We start from the raw sequence: 19,073 nt of genomic DNA, 5'->3' as shown, positions 1-19,073 counted from the left end.
GGAGGGTTTATGAGGTTTGACCAGAAGGTCGCGGTTGTAACTGGCGGAAGCAGGGGGATTGGATTCGCGATCGCGAAGGAGCTGATCGCTGGCGGCGCCACGGTGATCATTACCGGTCGTAAGCAGGATTCGCTGGATGCGGCGCTCGAGCAGCTCGGTGATCGGGCTCGAGGCGTGGCGGGAAAGCTTGGCCAGCCAGAACATGACGATGCCCTACGCCGTGCGATTACGGATGAGTTCGGCGGGATCGACTATCTCGTGAACAACGTCGGCATGAACCCGGTGTTTGGCCCGCTAGTTCAGCTCGATCTCGATGTCGCGCGGAAGATCCTCGACACGAACGTACTTGGCGCACTCAAGATGAGTCGGCTCGGGTACGAGCTCGGTCTTCGGGAGCGGCGCGGGGCGATCGTCAACGTCGGATCGATTTCGGGGCTTCGACCAAGCACCGGAATCGGGATGTACGGGGTGTCGAAATCGGCGCTCTTTGCGCTCACCCGACAGCTCGCAGTCGAATTCGCACCGAACATCCGGGTGAACGCGGTCGCACCGGCAGCGATCAAGACCGACTTCTCGAAGGCCATGTACGAGGGCCGTGAGGCCGAGCTCGCCGCGGCCTACCCGGCCGAACGTATCGGAGTTCCCGAAGATGTCGCCGGCCCAGTGTGCTTCTTCCTGTCGGATGCGGCGGGGTGGGTGACCGGGCAGACGCTCGCCATCGATGGGGGACTGTCGCTCGTGACTCCCTAGCGGCGCGGCTGATCAGAGCGCGCAAGTGAGTGGCCTCGCGATTCTCGCGAGGCCACTCACCTGCGGTTAACGTGAGGATCCGTCCGGTGGCTAGACAGCCTCGGAGGGCTCGAAGCGTCGCAGTTCATTGCGGCCAAGCGACGCAATGTGCGCGGCATCCGGCCCGTCCGCAAGACGAAGCCCGCGCGCGGCGGCGAAGAGTTCGGCCAGCGGAGTGTCCTGGCTCAGGCCTGCGCCACCGAAGAGCTGAATGGCGTCGTCGATGATGGCTTGCACCTCGCGCGGGACGGCGATTTTGATGGCCTGAATCTCGGTGTGGGCGGCGCGGTTACCGACGGTGTCCATCAACCACGCGGTCTTCAGCGTCAGCAAGCGCAGACTCTCAATCGTGATCCGCGCGTTCGCGACGAACTCCCGCACCGTTCCTTGTTTTGCGAGCGGCTTGCCGAAGGCACTCCGCTCCCAGGCCCGGTGCCCGACGAGGTCGAGTGCCCGTTCCGCCATTCCGAGCAGCCGCATGCAGTGGTGGATTCGCCCGGGGCCAAGCCGTGCTTGGGAGATGGCGAAGCCTTCGCCTTCGCCCTTCAGAATGTTCGTGACTGGCACGCGAACGTCAACGAAATCGACCTCGGCATGTCCACCGTGGTCGTGGTCGAGGTATCCGAATACCGTGAGCGGCCGCAGGATGGTGACGCCCGGTGTGTCGCGCGGCACGAGAATCATGCTCTGCTGGCGGTGCGGCTCGCCAGTCGGGTCCGACTTACCCATCACGATGAAGATCTCGGACTCGGGGTTCATCGCGCCACTCGTGAACCATTTGCGTCCATTGATCAGATACTCGTCACCGTCGCGGATCATCGACGCCTGGATGTTTCGCGCGTCCGAGGATGCGACGGCTGGCTCCGTCATGCAGAACGCGGAACGGATTTCCCCGTCGAGAAGAGGTTTGAGCCATCGATCTTTGGCCTCGGGGCTCGCGAAATCGCGCAACATTTCCATGTTGCCGGAATCCGGCGCGGCACAATTCATCGCCTGCGGCATGAGATTCGGGCTCCAGCCGGAGATCTCCGCAATGGTTGCGTACTGCAGCTGCGTGAGCCCCGCACCGTCTTCACCCGGCAGGAAAAGATTCCACAGTCCGAGTTCGCGTGCACGCGCTGCCAACCGTCGCGCCGTCGGGGTTCGTCGCCACGGATTCTCCGCATCACGAAGGTCAGCGGCATGCTGGGGTTCGGCAGGAATCACCTCCTCGTGCAGGAAGCGTTTCGCGACCTCGGCAAGGGCCTTCGTTTTATCGTCGAGTGCAAAATCCACGGTTATGCTCCAAAACTGCTGTTGGGGTATGGTTGGGAGGAGGCACCACTATCGAGGGCATCACTATCGAGGGCACTGAACGCGCGGAGCCCTTCGGCCGCGATCGGCTCGGTCATCTCGCCCATCCGCGCGAAGTCGTCGCCGACGGTCTGGCCAGTCACGAAGCGATAGTGCAGGCTCTCGGTAATGACCGCGATCTTGAAGGCGGCAAGCGCGTGATACCAGGGCATGTGAGGCGGCTCGGGGATGCTTCGTGCCGCGAAATACGCCGCCGAGACTTCGCCGAAGGATGCGTAGCCCGCGGAAAAATCGACCGGCGAGGCAAAGGCCTCAGCCGTGGTCGGGTGAATCTCGGACATTCGCCAATAGATGCCCAGCACCGCCAAGTCGGTGAGTGGGTCGCCGAGTGTGGACATTTCCCAGTCGAGCAACGCCGCAATCCTTGGCATTGCCCCGGTCAGATCAACGAGCGTGTTGTTCAATTTGTAGTCGCCATGCAGGATCGCCGATCCGCTATCTTCGGGTGCGCTCGCCGCGAGAAGCTCACCGAGCCGTCGCGTGTCGGGAACTTCCCGGCTCTCTGACGCAACGAGCTGTTTGTTCCAGCGATTGGCCTGTCGGACGAGGAATCCTCCCGGTTTGCCAAAGTCTGCGAGCCCGACCTCTGCGGGGCCAACCTCGTGCAGGTGCGCGAGCACGCGGCCAGTTTCCAGGCTGAGCTCGTGCGCCGTGGCGGGGGAGAGGTCAGCATTGACCGAGGCGTCACCAAAGGGCGTGCCCTCGACGAAGTCCATCACGTAGAACTCGGTGTCCACCCCGGTGTTTCTGGTGTCTGCGGCGGCATAAAACCTCGTCTGCGGGACGGGTACCGGTGTGCCGCCAAGAGCCGCTTGGACTCGAAACTCGCGACGCATGTCGTGGGCCGTCTCCATGACGTGGCCGAGCGGAGGGCGTCGGAGGACGTATCTGCCGTTGTCTGTCTCCACGATGTACGAGAGGTTGCTGTGCCCGCCGACAAGCCGTCGCGCGCCCGTGACGCGACCGAGTTCGGGATGCGCATCCGCTACCCACTCGGCGAATTCCTCGAGACGTAACCCTGGTAACTCTGACGGCAGGTTGGATGTTGTCGGACGGTATTGCGTCATTGCATTCCTTTCAGCGACATCGATGTCACTCAACCCAAAATAGATAGGTATCTAGCTAGAACACTAGTAGATTGAAGCTGTGCGATGGTGCACAGCTCGTGCGGAGGGTGTCGCGTAGGGGGCGGCGCCGTAGCCACGACGAGACAGTTCAGATCAAAGGAGATCCAAGGTGTCCCAGGAAGTTGCGAACGACGAATCCACAGTGAGTCCAGTCACGACTGGGGTTACCGAGAGCTCCACGCCGCTCGCGGCGTTTCGGCATTCCGTTCGTCGCAGGCCCGACGCGACCGCGATGGCGTGTTTCGGTCGGGAATGGTCATACGCACAACTCGGGCGGGATGTAGCCGCGGCGGCTTCGGTCCTCGAACGCGCCGGAATGAGGCGTGGCGACCGGATGATCGTGCAACAGCAGAACGGCCCACAATTCGTGATCGCCACGCTTGCGGCGTGGAGCATCGGGGCCTCGATCGTGCCCGTCAGCCCGATGTACACGTCTGCCGAGGTCAAGGCAATTGCCATCGATAGCGGGGCCCGTGCATGGCTCATGACGCCGAGGCAATGGGATGCGCACGGCGAAGCCGCGGTGTCGGGCACGAACCTCAGGGTGCTCTTGACGGCGCGCACGAGCGAGTTCAGCGAATCAGTCGAGCCGAGGATCGCCGAGGCGGAGGACGGAGACGGCCCCGTCGAGGGCATTCGCTTCGCCAAGGAAATCGCAGCGAACCTGGGTAGTCCACCTCGGATAGGGGGCCTTGCGGGTGAACAGGATGCGCCGGGCCCAAGCGAGGAGGCGATCCTCGCATATACCTCGGGTTCGACGGGGCGTCCCAGGGGTGTTCGGGTTTCCCACGGGAACCTCATCTCGATCGGTCGAGCATACGTGCAGGCCAGCGGCGTGGACAGTGAAGCCGAAGTGCTGCTCGCGATGGCGCCACTTGTGCACATCACTGGCCTCTCGCTTCACATCGGGGCCTGGTTGGCCACCGGGTGCCAGCTCGTGCTCGCCGACCGCTTCGAGCCTGCGACATTTCTCAAAGCGATCGAAGAGCATCACGTGACCTGGACAACGGGAGCAGCGACCGCCTACCTGGCGATGATGAAAGCTGGTGCCGAGAACGTTGACCTTTCGTCGTGGCGCTACGCGGGCTGCGGGGGTGCACCGATTCCACCACAGCTGGCACGCGAAGTCGCTGCCTCGCTCGGCGTCGAACTTGGCCCCGGCTACGGTCTCACGGAGTCGACCGCGGCAGTGACGACCACCCCTGTGGGCGAGGTGACGAGGGTAGATGAAGAAACCGGCATCGTTTCGGTCGGCAAACCGCTCCCGGGCGTTTCGGTCCGAATCGTCGATGAACACGGGGCGACTCTGAAGCCTCATCAGGAGGGCCTCATCCAAGTCGCCGGTCCTGGGCGCACGCTTGGCTATTGGCAAGATGAAGTAGCGACGAGAGCCGCGTATCTCCCGGACGGCTGGCTGCAGACGAACGATATGGGCTTTCGCGACGATCGCGGTTGGCTCTATATCGCGGGCCGACAGAGCCAGGTGATCATTGCATCCGGCTACAAGGTCTGGCCGCGTCAGGTCGAAGACGTGCTCTACGCGCATCCGCTCGTCCGCGAGGCCGCGGTCGTGGGTGCCGCGGATGAGTATCGGGGCGAGACTGTGGTCGCCTACGTGTCCCTGAAAGCGCCAGTGTCGGAGGAAGAACTCCGCGAGTATTGCCAAGAAGCCCTCGCTGCGTACAAGGTGCCGCGGGCAGTGCGGTTCCTTCCCGAGTTGCCGAAAAACCCGAACGGGAAGATCGACTCGCTGCGCCTCAAGGAGATGGCGAACGCGGGGGACTGAGACGGCGTCCTCCGGTGGTGATGCGGCTGTGGGTGAGGACCGATTTGGTACTCACCCACAGTCGCATCCTTGTCCTACCTACTTTGCTTGGGCCTGCGCATCCGCGTGACGCTTGCGCAATTCGAGGTGTTGAATCTTGCCGTTGGGGTTCTTCGGCAGTTCGTCGACGACCTCGATAATGCGAGGTGCCTTATAGGCCGCAAGTAGCTCGCGGCAGTGTGCCTCCACAGCCTTTACATCGAGCTCAACGCTCGCATCGCGGAGGGAGACGTATGCCTTCACCGTCTCGCCCCGGTAGGCGTCGGGAACGCCGATTACCGCAGCCTCACGGATGTTCGGGAACTTGTAGAGCGCCTCTTCGACCTCGCGGGGCCAGACTTTGTATCCGGATGCGATGATCATGTTCTTCGTTCGGTCGACCAAGTACAGCCAGCCATCCTCGTCGAGGAACCCGACGTCTCCCGTGTGCAGCCAGCCGTCCACGACCGACTCTGCGCTTGCCTCGGGCTGCTCCCAGTACCCATCGATGACGTTCGGGCCGTGCACCAGGACCTCGCCGGTCTCGCCGGGGCCGTGGAGTTCGCCATCATCGCCCAGGATGCGGATCGAGACGCCGGTGGCGGGTTGCCCGACCGAAATCACACCCGACTCCTCGTGGAGTCGCGTGCGTTGCCCGGCGAATGTCAGCGTTGCCGAGGTCGTCGTTTCGGTCATGCCATAGCCGGGCCGCAGTTCGGCCCCGAAAGCATCCTGCAGGCGCTGCTCGAGGGTCGCGGGGATTGGTGCGCCACCCGAAATCAGCAGGACAAGCGATGTCGTGTCGAAGGACTGCTCGGTGCTGCCGTGCAGGAGCGCCGTGTACACGGTCGCGGCACCCACGATCCAGGTAACTCGCTGTTCCTCAACGAGTCGCAGGGCCTCGAGGGGAGCGAATCGGGGCTGCGAGACCATCTTGCAGCCCGACCAGATCCAGGCGCCGATATTGCCCACGACGCCCGTGATGTGAACGAATGGGGCGAGCGAGAGCATGACGTGCGAGGGGTGGTCGATGCCGTAGCAGCTCGTCCAGGACGCGACACCGTGAACCAGGTTTCGGTGACGCGTGATCGTGCCCTTGGCAGGCCCGGTTGTTCCAGACGTGAACGCGATGATCGCGAGATCCTCAGGTTGCGCGCCGTCGGAATCTGGCGGCGTGGCACCGCGATGTGCCTCGAGAAGCTCCAGGAAGTCAGGTGCATCCGTCGGGTTCGTGAGTCGCGCGGGCGACTGCAGGTATTCGGGCACGGCCGTGGCCAAGTCGCGGAAGTCGCTCGTGATCACCTGACGCACCTGGGTGTCCCTGATCGCCACGTGGCCGTCGGCGGCCCAGTTGTCGATCTGCGTCAAGAAAACGGTGGCGCCCGAGATCTTGAGCAGATTGTTCGTCTCGGCGACGCGATACATTGGGCCGACGAGTGCGATCGCAGCCCGAAGCTTCCAAGCGGCCAAGGTCGCAATCAGGAACTGCGGTGAGTTCTGTAGCTGGACGGCGATGCGGTCGCCTGGCTGGACGCCGACCTCGCGTAGATACGCGGCAAACGCGTTGCTCGAGTCATCGAGTTCTCGCCACGAAAAGTCGCGACCAAGGAAGTGCAGCGCCGTGACGTCGCCTCGATTGGCGACGTGGCCCCGGAACATGTCGAGGAGCGTCTGGTCGGTCGGGATGACCCGGCCGTCGAGCAGAAGCGTGGGGCCGGTTGAAGTGAACGGGTGGTCTGATGTGTGTTGAGTCAATGGATAATCCTTAGACGAACGCCGCGATGCCGGTGAAGTCACGGCCGACGATGAGTGTGTTCATCTCTCGGGTGCCCTCGTAGGTGTGGACAGCCTCTGCATCGCAGAAGAACCGGGAAATGCTGTAGTTGAGGTCGATGCCATTGCCGCCAAAGAGTTCGCGGCACCATGACACGGTCTCGCGGGCGCGGACCGAAGTGTAGGCCTTGGAGAGCGAGGCCATCTCGTCGATGTGCTCACCTCGGTCGGTGACCGTCGCGAGGCGCTCGAGTAGCGCGAGGGACGACGTGACGTTCGAGAGGCTCTTCACGAGCAGATCCTGCACGAGCTGGAAGCTGGCGATAGGACGACCGAACTGCTCCCGTTCGAGCGCGTACTCGCGGGCGAGCTCGACTGCGCCCATCTGCAGGCCGGTGGCGATCCAGCCGTTCTCGCTGCGCGTGTGGCGGAGCACCCGGGACACATCGCGGAAGCTATTGCAGTTGGCGAGCCGGAGCGACTCGGGGACGACGACGTCGGTAAGGGTGATGTCAGCGTTCTGCACGATGCGCAGCGACTGCTTGTTGACGATCTTCTCGGCCTTGTAGCCTTCGGTGTCGGTGGGCACGATGAAGCCCTTGACCTGGCCGTCTTCGACGTCGCGCGCGTAAATGATCGTGATGTCCGACCACGTGGCGTTACCAATCCAGCGCTTCTGACCGTTCAGGATCCAGTCGTCGCCATCGCGGCGGGCGGTCGCCTGGATGCCCTTCGCGGTGTCGGAGCCCGAAAGTGGTTCGGTAATACCGCACGCGCCGATGACTTCGCCGCGGGCCATTTTCGGCAACCACTCGGCCCGCTGCTCGGGCGAGCCGAGGATGCCGATCGAGTTCATCCCGAGGCCGACGTGTACGCCGAAGAAGGTCGCGAGGGATGCATCCACCCGGGCCAGCTCGAGGGTCACCCAGCCGCGGAAGCGGGCGGACGACTCGAAGCGCTTGCTCTCGTCGAAGAGCATCCCGAAGATCCCTAGCTCGGCGAGCGGCGTGACCAGGTCGAAGGGGAACTCTTCCTTCGCCCACAGGTCGTTCACGCGAGGCTTGGCTTCGCGCTCGAGTAGGGAGCGCAGCTCGGTGAGGCGCTCCTGCTCCTCGACGCTGAAGTCGTCCCAGTAGTTGTAGTAGTCGGTGTCTAGGCCTGCAAGCATCTCGGTATTCTCCAAATTCTGATTGATCACGGTCTTAGTTCCCGACTCGTTCAAGCACGACTGCCATGCCCTGGCCGCCACCGACGCACAGCGTCGCGAGACCGAGCTCGCGATCGAGTAACGTGAGCTCGTGAGCGAGGGTGCCGAGCATCCGCGCTCCGGTGGCACCGAAGGGGTGGCCGAGCGCGATCGCTCCGCCGTGAGGGTTGACGATCGCCGGGTCGAGTCCGAGTTCGCGAATCGAGGGGACCACCTGGGCGGCGAAAGCTTCGTTGAGTTCGACGGCACCGAGGTCGGAGGCGGAGATGCCCGCCCGCTCGAGCGCGATCTTCGAGGATGCGACTGGCCCGAGCCCCATAATTTCGGGGGAGAGGGCGCTCACGGCCGTTGAGCGAATCTTTGCGAGAGGAGTGAGCCCGCGTTCACGCGCGAACGCGCCTGAGGTCACCACGAGCGCGGACGCGCCATCGTTGAGCGGGCAGGCGTTCCCCGCGGTCACAGTGCCGTTCGGGATAAACACCGGTGCCAGCCCCGCGAGGGCCTCGGCCGTGGTGCCGGGGCGGGGCGAGTCGTCAGTCTCGACGACCGTGCCGTCCGCGAGGGTGACCGACACGATCTCCTCCGCGAAGTACCCGCTTGTGATTGCGGCGCCGGCGCGGGTCTGCGACTGCAGCGCCCAGGCATCCTGGTCAGCGCGCGAGGTGCCGGTCTTTCGGGCCACGAACTCGGCGGTGTGGCCCATTGCGATGTAGTAGTCCGGCAGCAGGCCTGATTCGCGGGGATCAACCCAGGTATCGCCACCGAGCTGCGTCTCAACTCGCGCTGGCGCATCCGCGAATGTGGGGTGCTTGGTCGCCTGGTTGGGTGTGCTTCGCGAGACCTGCTCAACCCCGCCGATGAGGTACGCGTTGCCCTCGCCCGCGCGGATGGCGTGGAATGCCATCCGCGTCGCTTGAATGCTGGAGGCACAAAAGCGGGTGATCGTCGTGCCAGGGAGCGTGTCATCCCCTAACAGGATGGCGACACGGCGGGCGATGTTGTCGCCCGATTCGCCATCCGGCTCGGCGCAGCCGACGTGGAAATCGTCGAAGTCGGCGGTGGTGACGTTCCCGGCACGTTCGATCGCGCCGCGCGCGGCGGTGACCAGGAGGTCTTCGGGTCGTACATCGATGAGGCTGCCTTTTCGCGCACGACCGATGGGTGTGCGCGCGCTGCTCACGATGACGACGTCATTGTCTTGAAAATCCGACACGGTGGTCCTTTCAGGATGAGGTCGGTAACGGACGGACCGTTCCATGCCTCGCTGCACGGTCAAGCCCAAGTTAGTCGCGCTGAAATCAAAATGTCAATGTATTGACGAATCTTTCGTAAAATGTCTAGAGTCGAACTATCCAACGAGGGACCAACACCAGGAGCGTGAAAATGGCAACGGAGCTAGAAGGCTCAACACCAGCGGGGATAACGCCCGTAGGCGAACTTGGAATTGTCGGTGCGGGCCTGATGGGCTCGGGAATCGCGCAGGTCGCTGCGATTGCTGGCATTTCGGTAAAAATCTTCGACACGCAGGATGGCGCCGCGGAACGGGGGATCGAAGGCATCTCCCGGCAGCTCGACAAGCGGGTCGCGCGCGAACGGATGGCGCGCCAGGAAGCGGACGACGCGATTGCACGCATCACGCCGGTGACCGAGCTCGGTCACGCGGCAGCGGGAGACGCAGTCATCGAGGCCGTCATCGAGCTAATCGACGTGAAGCAGCGAGTCTTCGCGGAACTTGCGGAGGCCGCCCGGCCGGACGCGGTGCTCGCGACCAACACCTCCGCTCTGCCGATCACCGAGATCGCGGCGACCTCGAGCGGTGCCAAGCGCATCATCGGGATGCATTTCTTCTCGCCAGTTCCCGCGATGGGGCTGTGCGAAGTTGTACGCGGATACCGGACTTCTGACAGTACGGTCGCTCGCGCCCTCGGGCTCGCGCAGCAGCTCGGCAAAGAGACCATCCTCGTGAATCGGGACGATGCAGGCTTCGTGACCTCGCGACTGATGACTGTCCTCGTCCAAGAGGCGACCCGCCTCGTCGAAGCGGGGCTCTCGACGCCCGAGGAAATCGACCGGGCATGCCAGCTGGCGTTCGGACACAAGATGGGCCCCTTCGCGACGATGGACCTGACTGGTGTCGACGTGACGCTGCGGGCGGGCAACAGCATCTTCGAGCAGTCGAACGATCCACGATTTGCCCCGCCGCAGCTCTTGAAGCGAATGGTGGCCGCGGGCGACCTCGGCCGCAAGACCGGCAAGGGCTTCTACGGCTACCGAAACGAGGCAACTTCATGAGCGATGCTGTACTGACCGATGCAGTCCTGACCGAGCTGAAGGACCACATCCTCCACGTCACGATCAACCGGCCCGACGCGCTGAATGCCGTCAACGTGGAAGTCGCCCGCGGCATCGCCGCAGCGCTCATCCGCGCGGAAGAAGATCCAGTGGTGCGCTGCGTGCTGCTCAGCGGTGCTGGAGACCGAGTCTTTAGCGCAGGCGCCGACCTCAAATCGATGGCTGCTGGCGGAAACGTTGTTCCACAAGACGCGCCGTATGCCGAGTATGGGTTTGGCGGTAGTACCGACAAGACCACCTCGAAACCAATCGTCGCCGCGGCCAACGGCTCGGCCTACGGCGGCGGCGTAGAAATGCTGCTCCAATCCGACGTCGTGATCGTCGAACGCGGCCGCGAGTTTGCGCTGCCGGAAGTGAAGGTCGGTATTTTCGCCGGCGCCGGCGGGGTATACCGCCTGCCCGCGATGCTGCCGCGCGCCGTCGCACTCGACATGCTGCTGACCGGCGAGGCGATCTCGGCCGAGCGGATGTACGAGCTTGGTTTCGCGAGTCGCATCGTCGAACACGGTGAAGCGCTGGCCGAGGGCGAGCGAGTCGCGAAGCTGATTGCCGGAAATGCGCCCCTGCCGGTCGTCGCGTCGAAGCGCATTGCGCGTCACCTCGAGGACGGCAAGAGCGTCACAGAGGCCGATCAGGTTGCCCTGAGCCATAGACTTTTTGCAGAGGTTCTCGCGAGCGAAGACGCCGTCGAGGGCCCCCGCGCATTCTCGGAGAAGCGGGCTCCAGTTTGGAAAGGGAAATAGCCATGACTGACTCGGTTCAACAGGACGAAAGCGGCGAACAGAACGAAAGCGCGACGCAGACTCCTCGGGAGCGCGTGCAGCACCAGATTGATCACGACGCCGCAGTGCAGTGGCTCGGGATCGAGTTTCTTGAGGTGGAAGAGACCGGCGTTACGCTGCGTCTCCCGGTGCGCGACGAGATGCGCAACGGGTTCGGGATCGTGCACGGCGGATTCCCGTACCTACTCGCGGACACTGCGTTCGCGTTCAGCGGGACGGCCGCGGGCACGCCGATGGTCACACACCAGTCGAACACGACCTACACGGCACCGGCGAAGGGGAGCGTCCTCAGCGCTACCGCCAAGATTCTCCATCGCTATGGTCGCAACGTGATTTGCGATGTCTCTGTTCGCGACGATGACGGCACAGTGGTCGCATACCTGTCGATGCACGGAGTCGTGTCGAAGAAGGTCGCGTCGACGGGTAACTCGAAACTTGCGGGGAACTAACGCCCAGAACCTCGCCGAATCCGAGTCGGGCGCGGTACCGCGTCTCGATCGTCCGCCGACGCACCGCGAGTTTGAACGCGCTGCCCAATCGACGATGGCGCAGGGTGGGCAAACGGATGCGGCATCGCTGCTCGCGCTAACGCTCTCGCTGTCACGGGCAACGACTCGGTTCGAGCGAGATCTCGACCTCAACGCGTATCGTCCGGTTGGGCTCAGCCTTTCGGCGTACCGCATCCTCTTTTCGCTGTGCGCGATGGGCCCGCTTCGGCCGGGCGATCTGAGTGATCTGACTGGGCTCGCGCCCGGGTCAGTGACGAGCATCCTGACTCGGCTCGAGGCTGACGGACACATCGACCGGCGGCGGAACGAGACCAATCGTCGCGAATCGATCGTGACCGTGACGCCGTCGGGGCGTGCGTTGACGAATCGGGCGATGAAAGCATCGGCGGCGCGTCAGGAGCGCTGGCTTTCGGCCTTCACCCGCGGCGAGGTCATTGAGCTAACTCGACTTTTGCATCGGCTGATCGACCACGATCCCGATAGCCCTACTTTTGGAGACAACTAATGCAGGTAGATATCGAGATCGCAGATTCCATCGCGACGATCACCCTGAACGAACCGGCCACTCGAAACGCCCTTCACGACGAGGCGCTGGTGGAAATTCACGAGCACCTCGACTCGGCAGCGGCCGCCGAAGACGTGACCACGGTCGTGATTCGAGGCGCTAGTAGGGCCTTCACGTCAGGCGGTTCGATGACCTCGCTGCTTGAGCTTGCTGAGCTGCGTCGAGGACCCGATGGGGCGGAAATCGTCGCGCAGCGAACGCGTCAAAACTCCTCGCTGGTCGAGCGGATTCTCGCGCAACCGCAGCTCACGGTTGCGCTCATTAGCGGACCGGTGGCGGGCGCTGGCCTGGGAATCGCGGGCGCCTGTGACCTGCGATTCGCGGTCCCGGAGGCCAAATTCGTGCCGGGCTTCGGTTCGCTTGGCCTCACGACTGATCTAGGGGCGTTGGCGATGGTCCGTCGCGCGATCGGCGACGCTGCGGCAAACTCGTGGTTTATCAGCGGGGAAATTTGGAGTGCCGATGTGGCGCGCGAACGCGGTTACCTCGATGGTGTGCTGACCGAAGCGGACGCCCTGGCGCGAATTACCAAGCTGAGCGGTCGGCTGACGCCGGATGATCGGCACCGAATTGCGCGGCAGCGCTCGTTGAGCTTCGCCGCCGCCGCCCTCGCCGCGGAGCTCGACCGGGAAGCGGACGCCTTCACTGAGTCGATCGACGCCGAATTCGCGCAGCTACGGATACGGGCAGCGCAGCGGTAATTGGCGCAGCCCAACCTACGCGAGCGAGGTATTCCCGTGCTCGTCGATGTAGTAGGTCGCGAGGGCGGGCTCGCCGCGGCCGAGTCGTCGCGCGGTGCGGGGGAGCTCCGCGATGGCCATCGCGTGGTGCTCCCGCGCCCGGGTGACGCCCGCGGGGCCGATCCACTGGCGGTCGATCTCGCCGTCCACGACGAAATCGACGTAGAGCGGACGGTCGTCATCGTCGCCAACCGGCAGGCCTCCGACTGAGATCAGCTCGCCCGAGGCGACGCCTTCATCGCGGCGACGCACCGGGAATTTGAGGCCGCCGACCGAGTGCTTGCCGGGGGATGCCTTGGCGACGGGCACCCAGTTGTCCCTAGCATCCTTGCGGGCGACGAGCTTGTAGACCATGCCTGAGGCGACCGAACCGGAGCCCGTCACGACGCTCGTGCCGACGCCGAAGGAATCGACGGGGGAGGCTGCGAGGGCGGCGATCGCAAACTCGTCGAGGTCGTTCGTGACGGTGATCTTCGTGTTCACAGCGCCGAGGTCGTCGAGCTGGTCGCGCACCTCGCGCACCTGCACCGGAAGGTCGCCAGAGTCGATGCGCACGCCGCCGAGGTCGGTGCCGGCGGCGGCGACGGCGTTGCGCACGCCCTGCTCGACGTCGTAGGTGTCGACGAGCAGCGTCGTGTCGACGCCGAGCGACTCGACCTGCGAGCGGAATGCTTCTTCTTCCGACTCGTGCAGCAGCGTCCACGAGTGCGCCGCGGTGCCCATCGTCGGCACACCCCACGCGCGACCGGCCTCGAGGTTGGAGGTGGCGGCAAAGCCCGCGATGTACGCGGCGCGCGCCGCGGCGACCGCGCTGCGCTCGCCCGTGCGGCGCGATCCCATTTCAGCGAGCGGGCGGCCATCCGCGGCGGAGACCATGCGGGCGGCGGCGGATGCGACGGCCGAGTCGTAGTTGTAGACGCTCAGCAGCAGCGTCTCGAGCACAACCCCCTCGGCAAACGAGGAACGGACCTCAAGCAGCGGCGACTGCGGGAAGTAGACCTCGCCCTCGCGGTAGCCGCGGATCGAACCCGAGAAGCGGTAGTTCGCAAGCCAGTCGACCGTCTCGGGGCTGACGACCTTCGTGTCGCTCAGGAACTGGAGCTCCGCATCCGAGAACCGGAAGTGCTCGAGGAGCTCGAGGGCGCGACCGATGCCGACGCTGACGCCGTAGCGGCGGTCGTTCGGCAGTTTTCGGGCGAAGAGTTCGAAGACGCATTCGCGCTGCGCGGTGCCGTCTTTCAGTGCGGCGTCGACCATCGTGAGTTCGTAGTGGTCCGTCAACAGCGCCGTCGAGGGGGCAGTGGCTGGGCGGATGCCGAGGGTGCGGTTCACTGAATCCTGCGTCATGGGGCTAAGCATAACCACGCGCGCCGCGTAGGATCCTTTGCGTGAGTAGTGCACCAATCGGAATATTTGACTCGGGCGTTGGCGGCCTGACGGTGGCCCGCGAGATCCGGGCCCAGCTGCCACGCGAATCCATTTCCTATGTGGGCGACACGGCGCACTCGCCCTACGGCTCGAAGACCATCGCGCAGGTACGAGAGTATTCGCTCGAGATCCTCGATGAGCTCGTCGCCGAGGGCGTCAAGATGCTCGTGATCGCGTGCAACACCGCGTCGGCCGCGATGCTGCGAGATGCGCGCGAACGGTATGACGTTCCGGTTGTGGAGGTCATCGTGCCCGCGGTTCGTGCCGCCATGCATTCGACACACACCGGCCGCGTCGGCGTGATCGCGACCGAGGCGACGATCGGTTCGCAGGCCTATCAGGATGCGTTTGCCGCGGCCGTGAATCTCGAGCTCACGGCGCAGGCCTGCCCGCGATTCGTGGAGTTTGTCGAACGCGGCGACACAACGAGTCCCGAGCTCGTCGCGCTCGCCGGGGAGTATCTCGAGCCGCTCAAGCAGGCCGAAGTCGACACGGTTGTGCTCGGTTGCACGCACTATCCCTTCCTCAAGGGTGTCATCGGCTACGTCATGGGGCCGGATGTGACCCTCGTTTCGAGCGATGTCGAGACGGCGCAGGACGTCTACCGCACACTCGCGACTGAGGGATTGCTCAACCCCGGCGACACTCCGCCCACCTATAGTTATCGAGCCACGGGCGAAAACACCGAGGCGTTCGTGACCCTCGCGAACCGGTTCCTGGGCTCCGATATCCGTCACGTCGAACGACTCAAGACGGGCCGCATCCCCACGATCCGCAGCTGACCGCACCGGTCGTACTTGCACCGTTCTGCCAATATCCCCCTCAATTCCTAGAAGGAGCCTTCATGACTAACCGTGCCGACGGCCGTGCACTCGACGAACTTCGCCCCGTGACGATCGAGCGAGGCTGGAGCGCGCAGGCCGAGGGTTCGGCGCTGATCTCGTTCGGCGACACGAAGGTGCTGTGCACCGCATCCTTCACGCCCGGCGTGCCGCGCTGGCTCACGGGCAAGGGCACCGGCTGGGTGACCGCGGAGTATGCGATGCTCCCGCGTGCGACCAACGAGCGCTCCCAGCGCGAGGCGGTCAAGGGCAAGATCGGCGGGCGGACGCACGAAATCTCGCGACTGATCGGTCGCTCGCTACGCGCCGCGATCGACATGAAAGCACTCGGTGAGAACACGATCGTGCTCGACTGCGACGTGCTGCAGGCGGACGGCGGGACGCGCACCGCAGCCATCACGGGGGCCTTCGTGGCGCTGGCCGATTCGATCGAGTGGGCGCGCGCCAGGAAGCACATCACCCGCAAGGCAGAGGTGCTCAAGCACTCGGTGTCGGCAGTCTCGGTTGGCATCATCGACGGCGTGCCGATGCTCGACCTGCCCTATGAGGAGGATGTGCGGGCCGACACCGACATGAACGTCGTGATGACCGGCTCGGGCAAGTTCGTCGAGGTGCAGGGCACGGCGGAGCAGGAGCCGTTCGACGGCACCGAGCTGAACGAGCTGCTCGCGCTCGCCATCAAGGGCAACGCGGACCTTGCGCGCATCCAGTCGGGGGTCTTGTCGCAATGAATTCCGCCGATGGCGTGGCGCCCGCCACGCGCGTAGTGCTCGCGACGAAGAACGAGCACAAGATCGACGAGCTTCGGCGCATCCTGACTCCGGCGCTGCCGACGCTCGAGCTCGTGGGATATGACGGGCCGTCCCCGGTCGAGTCGGGCCTGAGTTTTCAAGAGAACGCGCTGATTAAGGCCCGCGCCGCGGCCGCCCACACGGGTCTGCCCGCGATCGCCGACGACTCGGGCATCGCGGTCGACATTCTCGGCGGCATGCCGGGCATCTTTTCGGCCCGCTGGTCGGGGCCCGATCGCAGCGACGAAGACAACTGGCAGCTGCTGCTCTGGCAGCTCAACGACGTACCCGACTTCGCGCGCACCGCGCAGTTTGTGGCCTCGGCCGCTATCGTCGTGCCCGGGCGCTTCGCCGACTCGGTGCTCGGGAAGTGGCACGGCTCCATCCTCCGCAGCGCGCGTGGCGATGGCGGGTTCGGCTACGACCCTGTCTTCAGCCCCGATGGATCGACGCGCTCGGCTGCCGAGATGCTTCCCGAGCAGAAGGATGCGGTGAGTCACCGCCGGCGGGCCTTCGACGCGCTGATCCCGGTGCTCAAGTCGTCGCTGGGGCTGTAGCGCGCATCCTGGTGGCACGTTGGAGCGCATCCTGGGGGCGCATCCCGCGCGCCCGGCTAGTGCGACAGTTGCTGCTTGACGAAGATAATGACGAGCGCGAGGGCGAGCACGATTGCCGTGATGATCACCGTCCGCCACCAGCTGGCCTTGCGGCTGCGAGCGACGACGACTGCGGCCAGCGAGAGGTAGACAATCAACACGATCGAGATCGCCGCGGTTTCCCAGTGTGTAGGCAGGATGAGGGACACGATCGTGATGGCGACCCCGACGCTGAGACCGCCCGCGACCCCGGAGGCCGAGTGCAGCAGGTCTTCGCGGCGGTTGTCCCTCGTGTCCGTCGCGATTGACGCGAGGCTGAACGCGAAGGTGTGCGCAATCAGCAGGCCGATGATGATGCCCCAGAGCGCGGGCAGCGGGCTCTGGCCCGGGTTTCCCGTTTCGACGATCGTGCCGATCGATGCTAGCAGGCTGATCGCGATGTAGATGCCCATCTCCATCCACTCGCGCAAGAGGTGGCGGTCTTTCGGGACCCCCGGAGGGGCATCGGGCAGGGAATCGTCGTCCATGGACAAATTCTGCCGGAAACCTTGCGCATCCCTGTGGAGTCAGCCGACGTGTTGCGGCACTCGCCGCAGCGTATGCAGCGAAATGACCGTGTTGCTCGCGACGATGAGCCCGATGCCGAGCCATTCCCTGACCTCGAGGGCCTGGTGGAGGATGACCCAGCCCGCGATCGCCGCCCACACGGGGTGGCTGCTCGTGAACGTGGCGAAGACAGATGGCGTGACGCGGCGCAGGGCCTGCAGGTCCGCCGTGTAGGGAACGAGCGAGGACAGCACGGCAGTGGTCAGGAGCTGGCGGATCGCCACCACGCCGACCGGACCGAGGACGGGGAAAGCCATTGCGCCGAAGGCCGCGCCGGTCTGGCTTGCGGCCGGGCTCGCCATCATGAGCGCGAGCCCCTCGGCCTGTCGGCGGGGTCCGGCGCTGTGCCGTGTTGCGGCTTCCGTCACCGTGGTCTGACGCTTCCTCATAACGCCACCATAAGAACTTCGCGGCCTCCGACCTAGTTGTTCTTCCCACGGAGGTTGTGTGCAGCGTGGCAAAGGGAATTAGGTGAGGACCTTCGGTATCGATGTGGGTAACCACACTCACTCGAATACACGAAGGTCCTCATGTCATACGTTACTCATGCCCGCGCCGCGCTCACAGTAGAAGGCCGCATCAAAATCGCTCGACTGGTGATCGAGGAAGGCTGGACCCAAGCGCGGGTCGCCGAACGCTTCCAAGTAGCCCGCAGCACGGTCTCCAAGTGGGTCGCCCGCTACCGTGCCGGTGGCCGCGCGGGAATGCAGGACCGCTCTTCCCGGCCAGTAACCTCCCCGACACGGACCCCGCAACGCACTGAGCGACGCATCATCGGGCTGCGCGTCACCCACCGGTGGGGACCCCACCGCATCGCCTATCACCTGCACTTGGCGCAGTCCACGGTGTCCAAAGTCTTGCGCCGGTACCGCGTGCCGCTGCTGGGGCAGGTCGATAAGAACACCGGGGTCCGGGTCCGGCGGGCAGAACCGGTGCGATACGAACGTGAGACGCCGGGCGAGTTGGTGCATGTGGATGTGAAGAAACTCGGCCGTATCCCGGACGGTGGCGGCTGGCGTACCCTCGGGCGACCCGCCGGGCGCAAACACCGTTCCGGTGTCGGCTATACGTATCTGCATTCCGCGATCGATGACAATTCGCGGCTGGTGTACTCGGAAATCCTTGACGACGAACGCAAAGACACCGCGGCCGGATTCTGGGAGCGGGCGAACGCGTTCTACGCCAGCGAAGGGATTACCGTGCAGCGGGTGATGACCGACAACGGCTCCTGCTACCGGTCGAACGCGTTCAATACTGCGCTTGGTGAGGACGTGAAACACCTGTACACCTGCCCGTATCGGCCACAGACCAACGGCAAGATCGAACGGTTCCACCGCACCCTCGCCGATGAATGGGCCTATGCCACTCATTACGCCTCAGACCAGCAGCGTGCCGAGAGCTATCCGGCCTGGCTCCATCATTACAATCATCACCGACCCCATACCGGTATCCGAGGAAAATCACCCATCGACCGCGTCCACAACGTCAATGGGAAGAACATTCGTCGATTCCACGGACGTCGACAGCTGGCTTGACGCGATCGCGGCCGGTCAGGGGATCGGGATCACCGCCAGCGCGACGGCCTACCACCATCCGCGACCGGGGATCTTCTACCGGCCGCTCAGGGACTGCCCGCCCCTGCAGGTGCGACTCGCGTGGTGGCGTGACTCACGACCTGTCGGGGTCAGTGATCTCGTTGCCGAGGTGACCGCGCTCTACGCGGGTGGCTGACCCGGAACCGGTCCTGAATAGGGGATGCACGCGCTGACGCTCGCGTGCATCCCCGCACGGTGGCGCCGGTCGCGAGGT

20 protein-coding genes are annotated in these 19,073 nt (G+C 64.5%); 12 read left to right on the top strand and 8 right to left on the bottom strand.

Annotated elements, in window-relative coordinates; genetic code table 11:
* The first annotated feature begins 9 nt into the window (after positions 1–9).
* Positions 10–750, top strand: a complete 741-nt coding sequence (locus GMOLON4_RS06145) for an SDR family oxidoreductase (RefSeq protein ID WP_026937686.1) — start codon at positions 10–12, stop codon at positions 748–750.
* A gap of 90 nt (positions 751–840) precedes the next feature.
* Here the strand turns inward: GMOLON4_RS06145 and GMOLON4_RS06140 are convergent, their stop codons facing one another.
* Both GMOLON4_RS06140 and GMOLON4_RS06135 read right to left on the bottom strand, forming a co-directional pair.
* Positions 841–2,064, bottom strand: coding sequence for an acyl-CoA dehydrogenase family protein (locus GMOLON4_RS06140; protein WP_026937687.1), 1,224 nt, complete (start codon positions 2,062–2,064; stop codon positions 841–843).
* A gap of 2 nt (positions 2,065–2,066) precedes the next feature.
* Entirely contained in the window at positions 2,067–3,209 is a 1,143-nt protein-coding gene (locus GMOLON4_RS06135) for a phosphotransferase family protein (protein WP_084147653.1), read from the bottom strand.
* Positions 3,210–3,378: 169 nt separating this feature from the next.
* Between GMOLON4_RS06135 and GMOLON4_RS06130 the strand changes: the two genes are divergently transcribed.
* On the top strand, positions 3,379–5,055 hold the full coding sequence (locus GMOLON4_RS06130) for a class I adenylate-forming enzyme family protein (protein WP_084147654.1): 1,677 nt from the start codon (positions 3,379–3,381) through the stop codon (positions 5,053–5,055).
* 78 nt (positions 5,056–5,133) lie between these two features.
* On the opposite strand, the gene GMOLON4_RS06125 is transcribed toward GMOLON4_RS06130, so the two are convergent.
* The 3 genes from GMOLON4_RS06125 to GMOLON4_RS06115 are packed head-to-tail and all read right to left on the bottom strand — an operon-like array spanning position 5,134 to position 9,266.
* Entirely contained in the window at positions 5,134–6,828 is a 1,695-nt protein-coding gene (locus GMOLON4_RS06125) for a class I adenylate-forming enzyme family protein (protein WP_051267299.1), read from the bottom strand.
* 10 nt (positions 6,829–6,838) lie between these two features.
* Complete coding sequence (locus GMOLON4_RS06120; protein WP_026937688.1) at positions 6,839–8,014, bottom strand: acyl-CoA dehydrogenase family protein; 1,176 nt, start codon at positions 8,012–8,014, stop codon at positions 6,839–6,841.
* 34 nt (positions 8,015–8,048) lie between these two features.
* The gene (locus tag GMOLON4_RS06115) at positions 8,049–9,266 is read right to left on the bottom strand and encodes an acetyl-CoA C-acyltransferase (protein ID WP_026937689.1); all 1,218 of its coding nucleotides are present in this window, start codon (positions 9,264–9,266) and stop codon (positions 8,049–8,051) included.
* 170 nt (positions 9,267–9,436) lie between these two features.
* On the opposite strand from GMOLON4_RS06115, the gene GMOLON4_RS06110 reads away from it, so the two are divergent.
* The 5 genes from GMOLON4_RS06110 to GMOLON4_RS06090 are packed head-to-tail and all read left to right on the top strand — an operon-like array spanning position 9,437 to position 12,962.
* Positions 9,437–10,345, top strand: a complete 909-nt coding sequence (locus GMOLON4_RS06110) for a 3-hydroxyacyl-CoA dehydrogenase family protein (RefSeq protein ID WP_051267301.1) — start codon at positions 9,437–9,439, stop codon at positions 10,343–10,345.
* Positions 10,342–11,148 (top strand): enoyl-CoA hydratase-related protein, encoded by an 807-nt coding sequence (locus tag GMOLON4_RS06105; protein WP_026937691.1) that lies wholly within the window; start codon positions 10,342–10,344, stop codon positions 11,146–11,148. Before GMOLON4_RS06110 ends, GMOLON4_RS06105 begins: the two co-directional genes overlap by 4 nt.
* A gap of 2 nt (positions 11,149–11,150) precedes the next feature.
* Positions 11,151–11,636: a PaaI family thioesterase gene (locus GMOLON4_RS06100; protein WP_051267304.1), complete on the top strand. Its 486-nt coding sequence runs from the start codon at positions 11,151–11,153 to the stop codon at positions 11,634–11,636.
* Entirely contained in the window at positions 11,623–12,201 is a 579-nt protein-coding gene (locus GMOLON4_RS06095; RefSeq protein ID WP_026937692.1) for a MarR family winged helix-turn-helix transcriptional regulator, read from the top strand. Before GMOLON4_RS06100 ends, GMOLON4_RS06095 begins: the two co-directional genes overlap by 14 nt.
* Positions 12,201–12,962, top strand: a complete 762-nt coding sequence (locus tag GMOLON4_RS06090) for an enoyl-CoA hydratase/isomerase family protein (protein ID WP_026937693.1) — start codon at positions 12,201–12,203, stop codon at positions 12,960–12,962. The genes GMOLON4_RS06095 and GMOLON4_RS06090 overlap by 1 nt, the downstream gene beginning before the upstream one ends.
* A gap of 15 nt (positions 12,963–12,977) precedes the next feature.
* Here the strand turns inward: GMOLON4_RS06090 and GMOLON4_RS06085 are convergent, their stop codons facing one another.
* Positions 12,978–14,348 (bottom strand): nicotinate phosphoribosyltransferase, encoded by a 1,371-nt coding sequence (locus GMOLON4_RS06085; protein WP_051267306.1) that lies wholly within the window; start codon positions 14,346–14,348, stop codon positions 12,978–12,980.
* Between the two features lie 41 nt (positions 14,349–14,389).
* Between GMOLON4_RS06085 and murI the strand changes: the two genes are divergently transcribed.
* The 3 genes from murI (at position 14,390) to rdgB (ending at position 16,619) form a co-directional block, all read left to right on the top strand.
* A complete protein-coding gene (gene murI / locus GMOLON4_RS06080; RefSeq protein ID WP_026937695.1) occupies positions 14,390–15,211 on the top strand; it encodes a glutamate racemase in 822 nt (273 codons plus the stop codon).
* Positions 15,212–15,273: 62 nt separating this feature from the next.
* A complete protein-coding gene (gene rph / locus GMOLON4_RS06075) occupies positions 15,274–16,002 on the top strand; it encodes a ribonuclease PH (protein WP_026937696.1) in 729 nt (242 codons plus the stop codon).
* The gene (gene rdgB / locus GMOLON4_RS06070) at positions 15,999–16,619 is read left to right on the top strand and encodes an RdgB/HAM1 family non-canonical purine NTP pyrophosphatase (RefSeq protein ID WP_035733618.1); all 621 of its coding nucleotides are present in this window, start codon (positions 15,999–16,001) and stop codon (positions 16,617–16,619) included. The genes rph and rdgB overlap by 4 nt, the downstream gene beginning before the upstream one ends.
* Positions 16,620–16,675: 56 nt before the next feature.
* Here the strand turns inward: rdgB and GMOLON4_RS06065 are convergent, their stop codons facing one another.
* On the bottom strand, positions 16,676–17,185 hold the full coding sequence (locus tag GMOLON4_RS06065; RefSeq protein ID WP_026937698.1) for a hypothetical protein: 510 nt from the start codon (positions 17,183–17,185) through the stop codon (positions 16,676–16,678).
* A 39-nt stretch (positions 17,186–17,224) separates the two neighbouring features.
* Positions 17,225–17,653, bottom strand: a complete 429-nt coding sequence (locus GMOLON4_RS06060; protein WP_084147657.1) for an EamA family transporter — start codon at positions 17,651–17,653, stop codon at positions 17,225–17,227.
* Positions 17,654–17,794: 141 nt separating this feature from the next.
* Here GMOLON4_RS06060 and GMOLON4_RS06055 point away from each other — a divergent pair, with 141 nt between their 5' ends.
* Both GMOLON4_RS06055 and GMOLON4_RS06050 read left to right on the top strand, forming a co-directional pair.
* A complete protein-coding gene (locus GMOLON4_RS06055; protein ID WP_026937700.1) occupies positions 17,795–18,799 on the top strand; it encodes an IS481 family transposase in 1,005 nt (334 codons plus the stop codon).
* Positions 18,753–18,995 (top strand): type 2 periplasmic-binding domain-containing protein, encoded by a 243-nt coding sequence (locus tag GMOLON4_RS06050; RefSeq protein ID WP_035733622.1) that lies wholly within the window; start codon positions 18,753–18,755, stop codon positions 18,993–18,995. Before GMOLON4_RS06055 ends, GMOLON4_RS06050 begins: the two co-directional genes overlap by 47 nt.
* Positions 18,996–19,073 lie beyond the last annotated feature (78 nt).

Source organism: Gulosibacter molinativorax (assembly GCF_003010915.2).
GTDB lineage: Bacteria > Actinomycetota > Actinomycetes > Actinomycetales > Microbacteriaceae > Gulosibacter > Gulosibacter molinativorax.
Note: the sequence above shows the minus strand (reverse complement) of the source record. Positions and strands in the feature narration are given on the sequence as shown.

Bases quoted from the DNA above. Each gene is read 5' to 3' on its own strand.
- GMOLON4_RS06145 (WP_026937686.1), top strand. From the start codon at position 10: ATGAGGTTTGACCAGAAGGTCGCGGTTGTAACTGGCGGAAGCAGGGGG.
- GMOLON4_RS06135 (WP_084147653.1), bottom strand. From the start codon at position 3,209: ATGACGCAATACCGTCCGACAACATCCAACCTGCCGTCAGAGTTACCA.
- GMOLON4_RS06120 (WP_026937688.1), bottom strand. From the start codon at position 8,014: ATGCTTGCAGGCCTAGACACCGACTACTACAACTACTGGGACGACTTC.
- GMOLON4_RS06110 (WP_051267301.1), top strand. From the start codon at position 9,437: ATGGCAACGGAGCTAGAAGGCTCAACACCAGCGGGGATAACGCCCGTA.
- GMOLON4_RS06105 (WP_026937691.1), top strand. From the start codon at position 10,342: ATGAGCGATGCTGTACTGACCGATGCAGTCCTGACCGAGCTGAAGGAC.
- GMOLON4_RS06100 (WP_051267304.1), top strand. From the start codon at position 11,151: ATGACTGACTCGGTTCAACAGGACGAAAGCGGCGAACAGAACGAAAGC.
- GMOLON4_RS06090 (WP_026937693.1), top strand. From the start codon at position 12,201: ATGCAGGTAGATATCGAGATCGCAGATTCCATCGCGACGATCACCCTG.
- GMOLON4_RS06085 (WP_051267306.1), bottom strand. From the start codon at position 14,348: ATGACGCAGGATTCAGTGAACCGCACCCTCGGCATCCGCCCAGCCACT.
- rph (WP_026937696.1), top strand. From the start codon at position 15,274: ATGACTAACCGTGCCGACGGCCGTGCACTCGACGAACTTCGCCCCGTG.
- rdgB (WP_035733618.1), top strand. From the start codon at position 15,999: ATGAATTCCGCCGATGGCGTGGCGCCCGCCACGCGCGTAGTGCTCGCG.
- GMOLON4_RS06065 (WP_026937698.1), bottom strand. From the start codon at position 17,185: ATGGACGACGATTCCCTGCCCGATGCCCCTCCGGGGGTCCCGAAAGAC.
- GMOLON4_RS06060 (WP_084147657.1), bottom strand. From the start codon at position 17,653: ATGAGGAAGCGTCAGACCACGGTGACGGAAGCCGCAACACGGCACAGC.
- GMOLON4_RS06055 (WP_026937700.1), top strand. From the start codon at position 17,795: ATGTCATACGTTACTCATGCCCGCGCCGCGCTCACAGTAGAAGGCCGC.
- GMOLON4_RS06050 (WP_035733622.1), top strand. From the start codon at position 18,753: ATGGGAAGAACATTCGTCGATTCCACGGACGTCGACAGCTGGCTTGAC.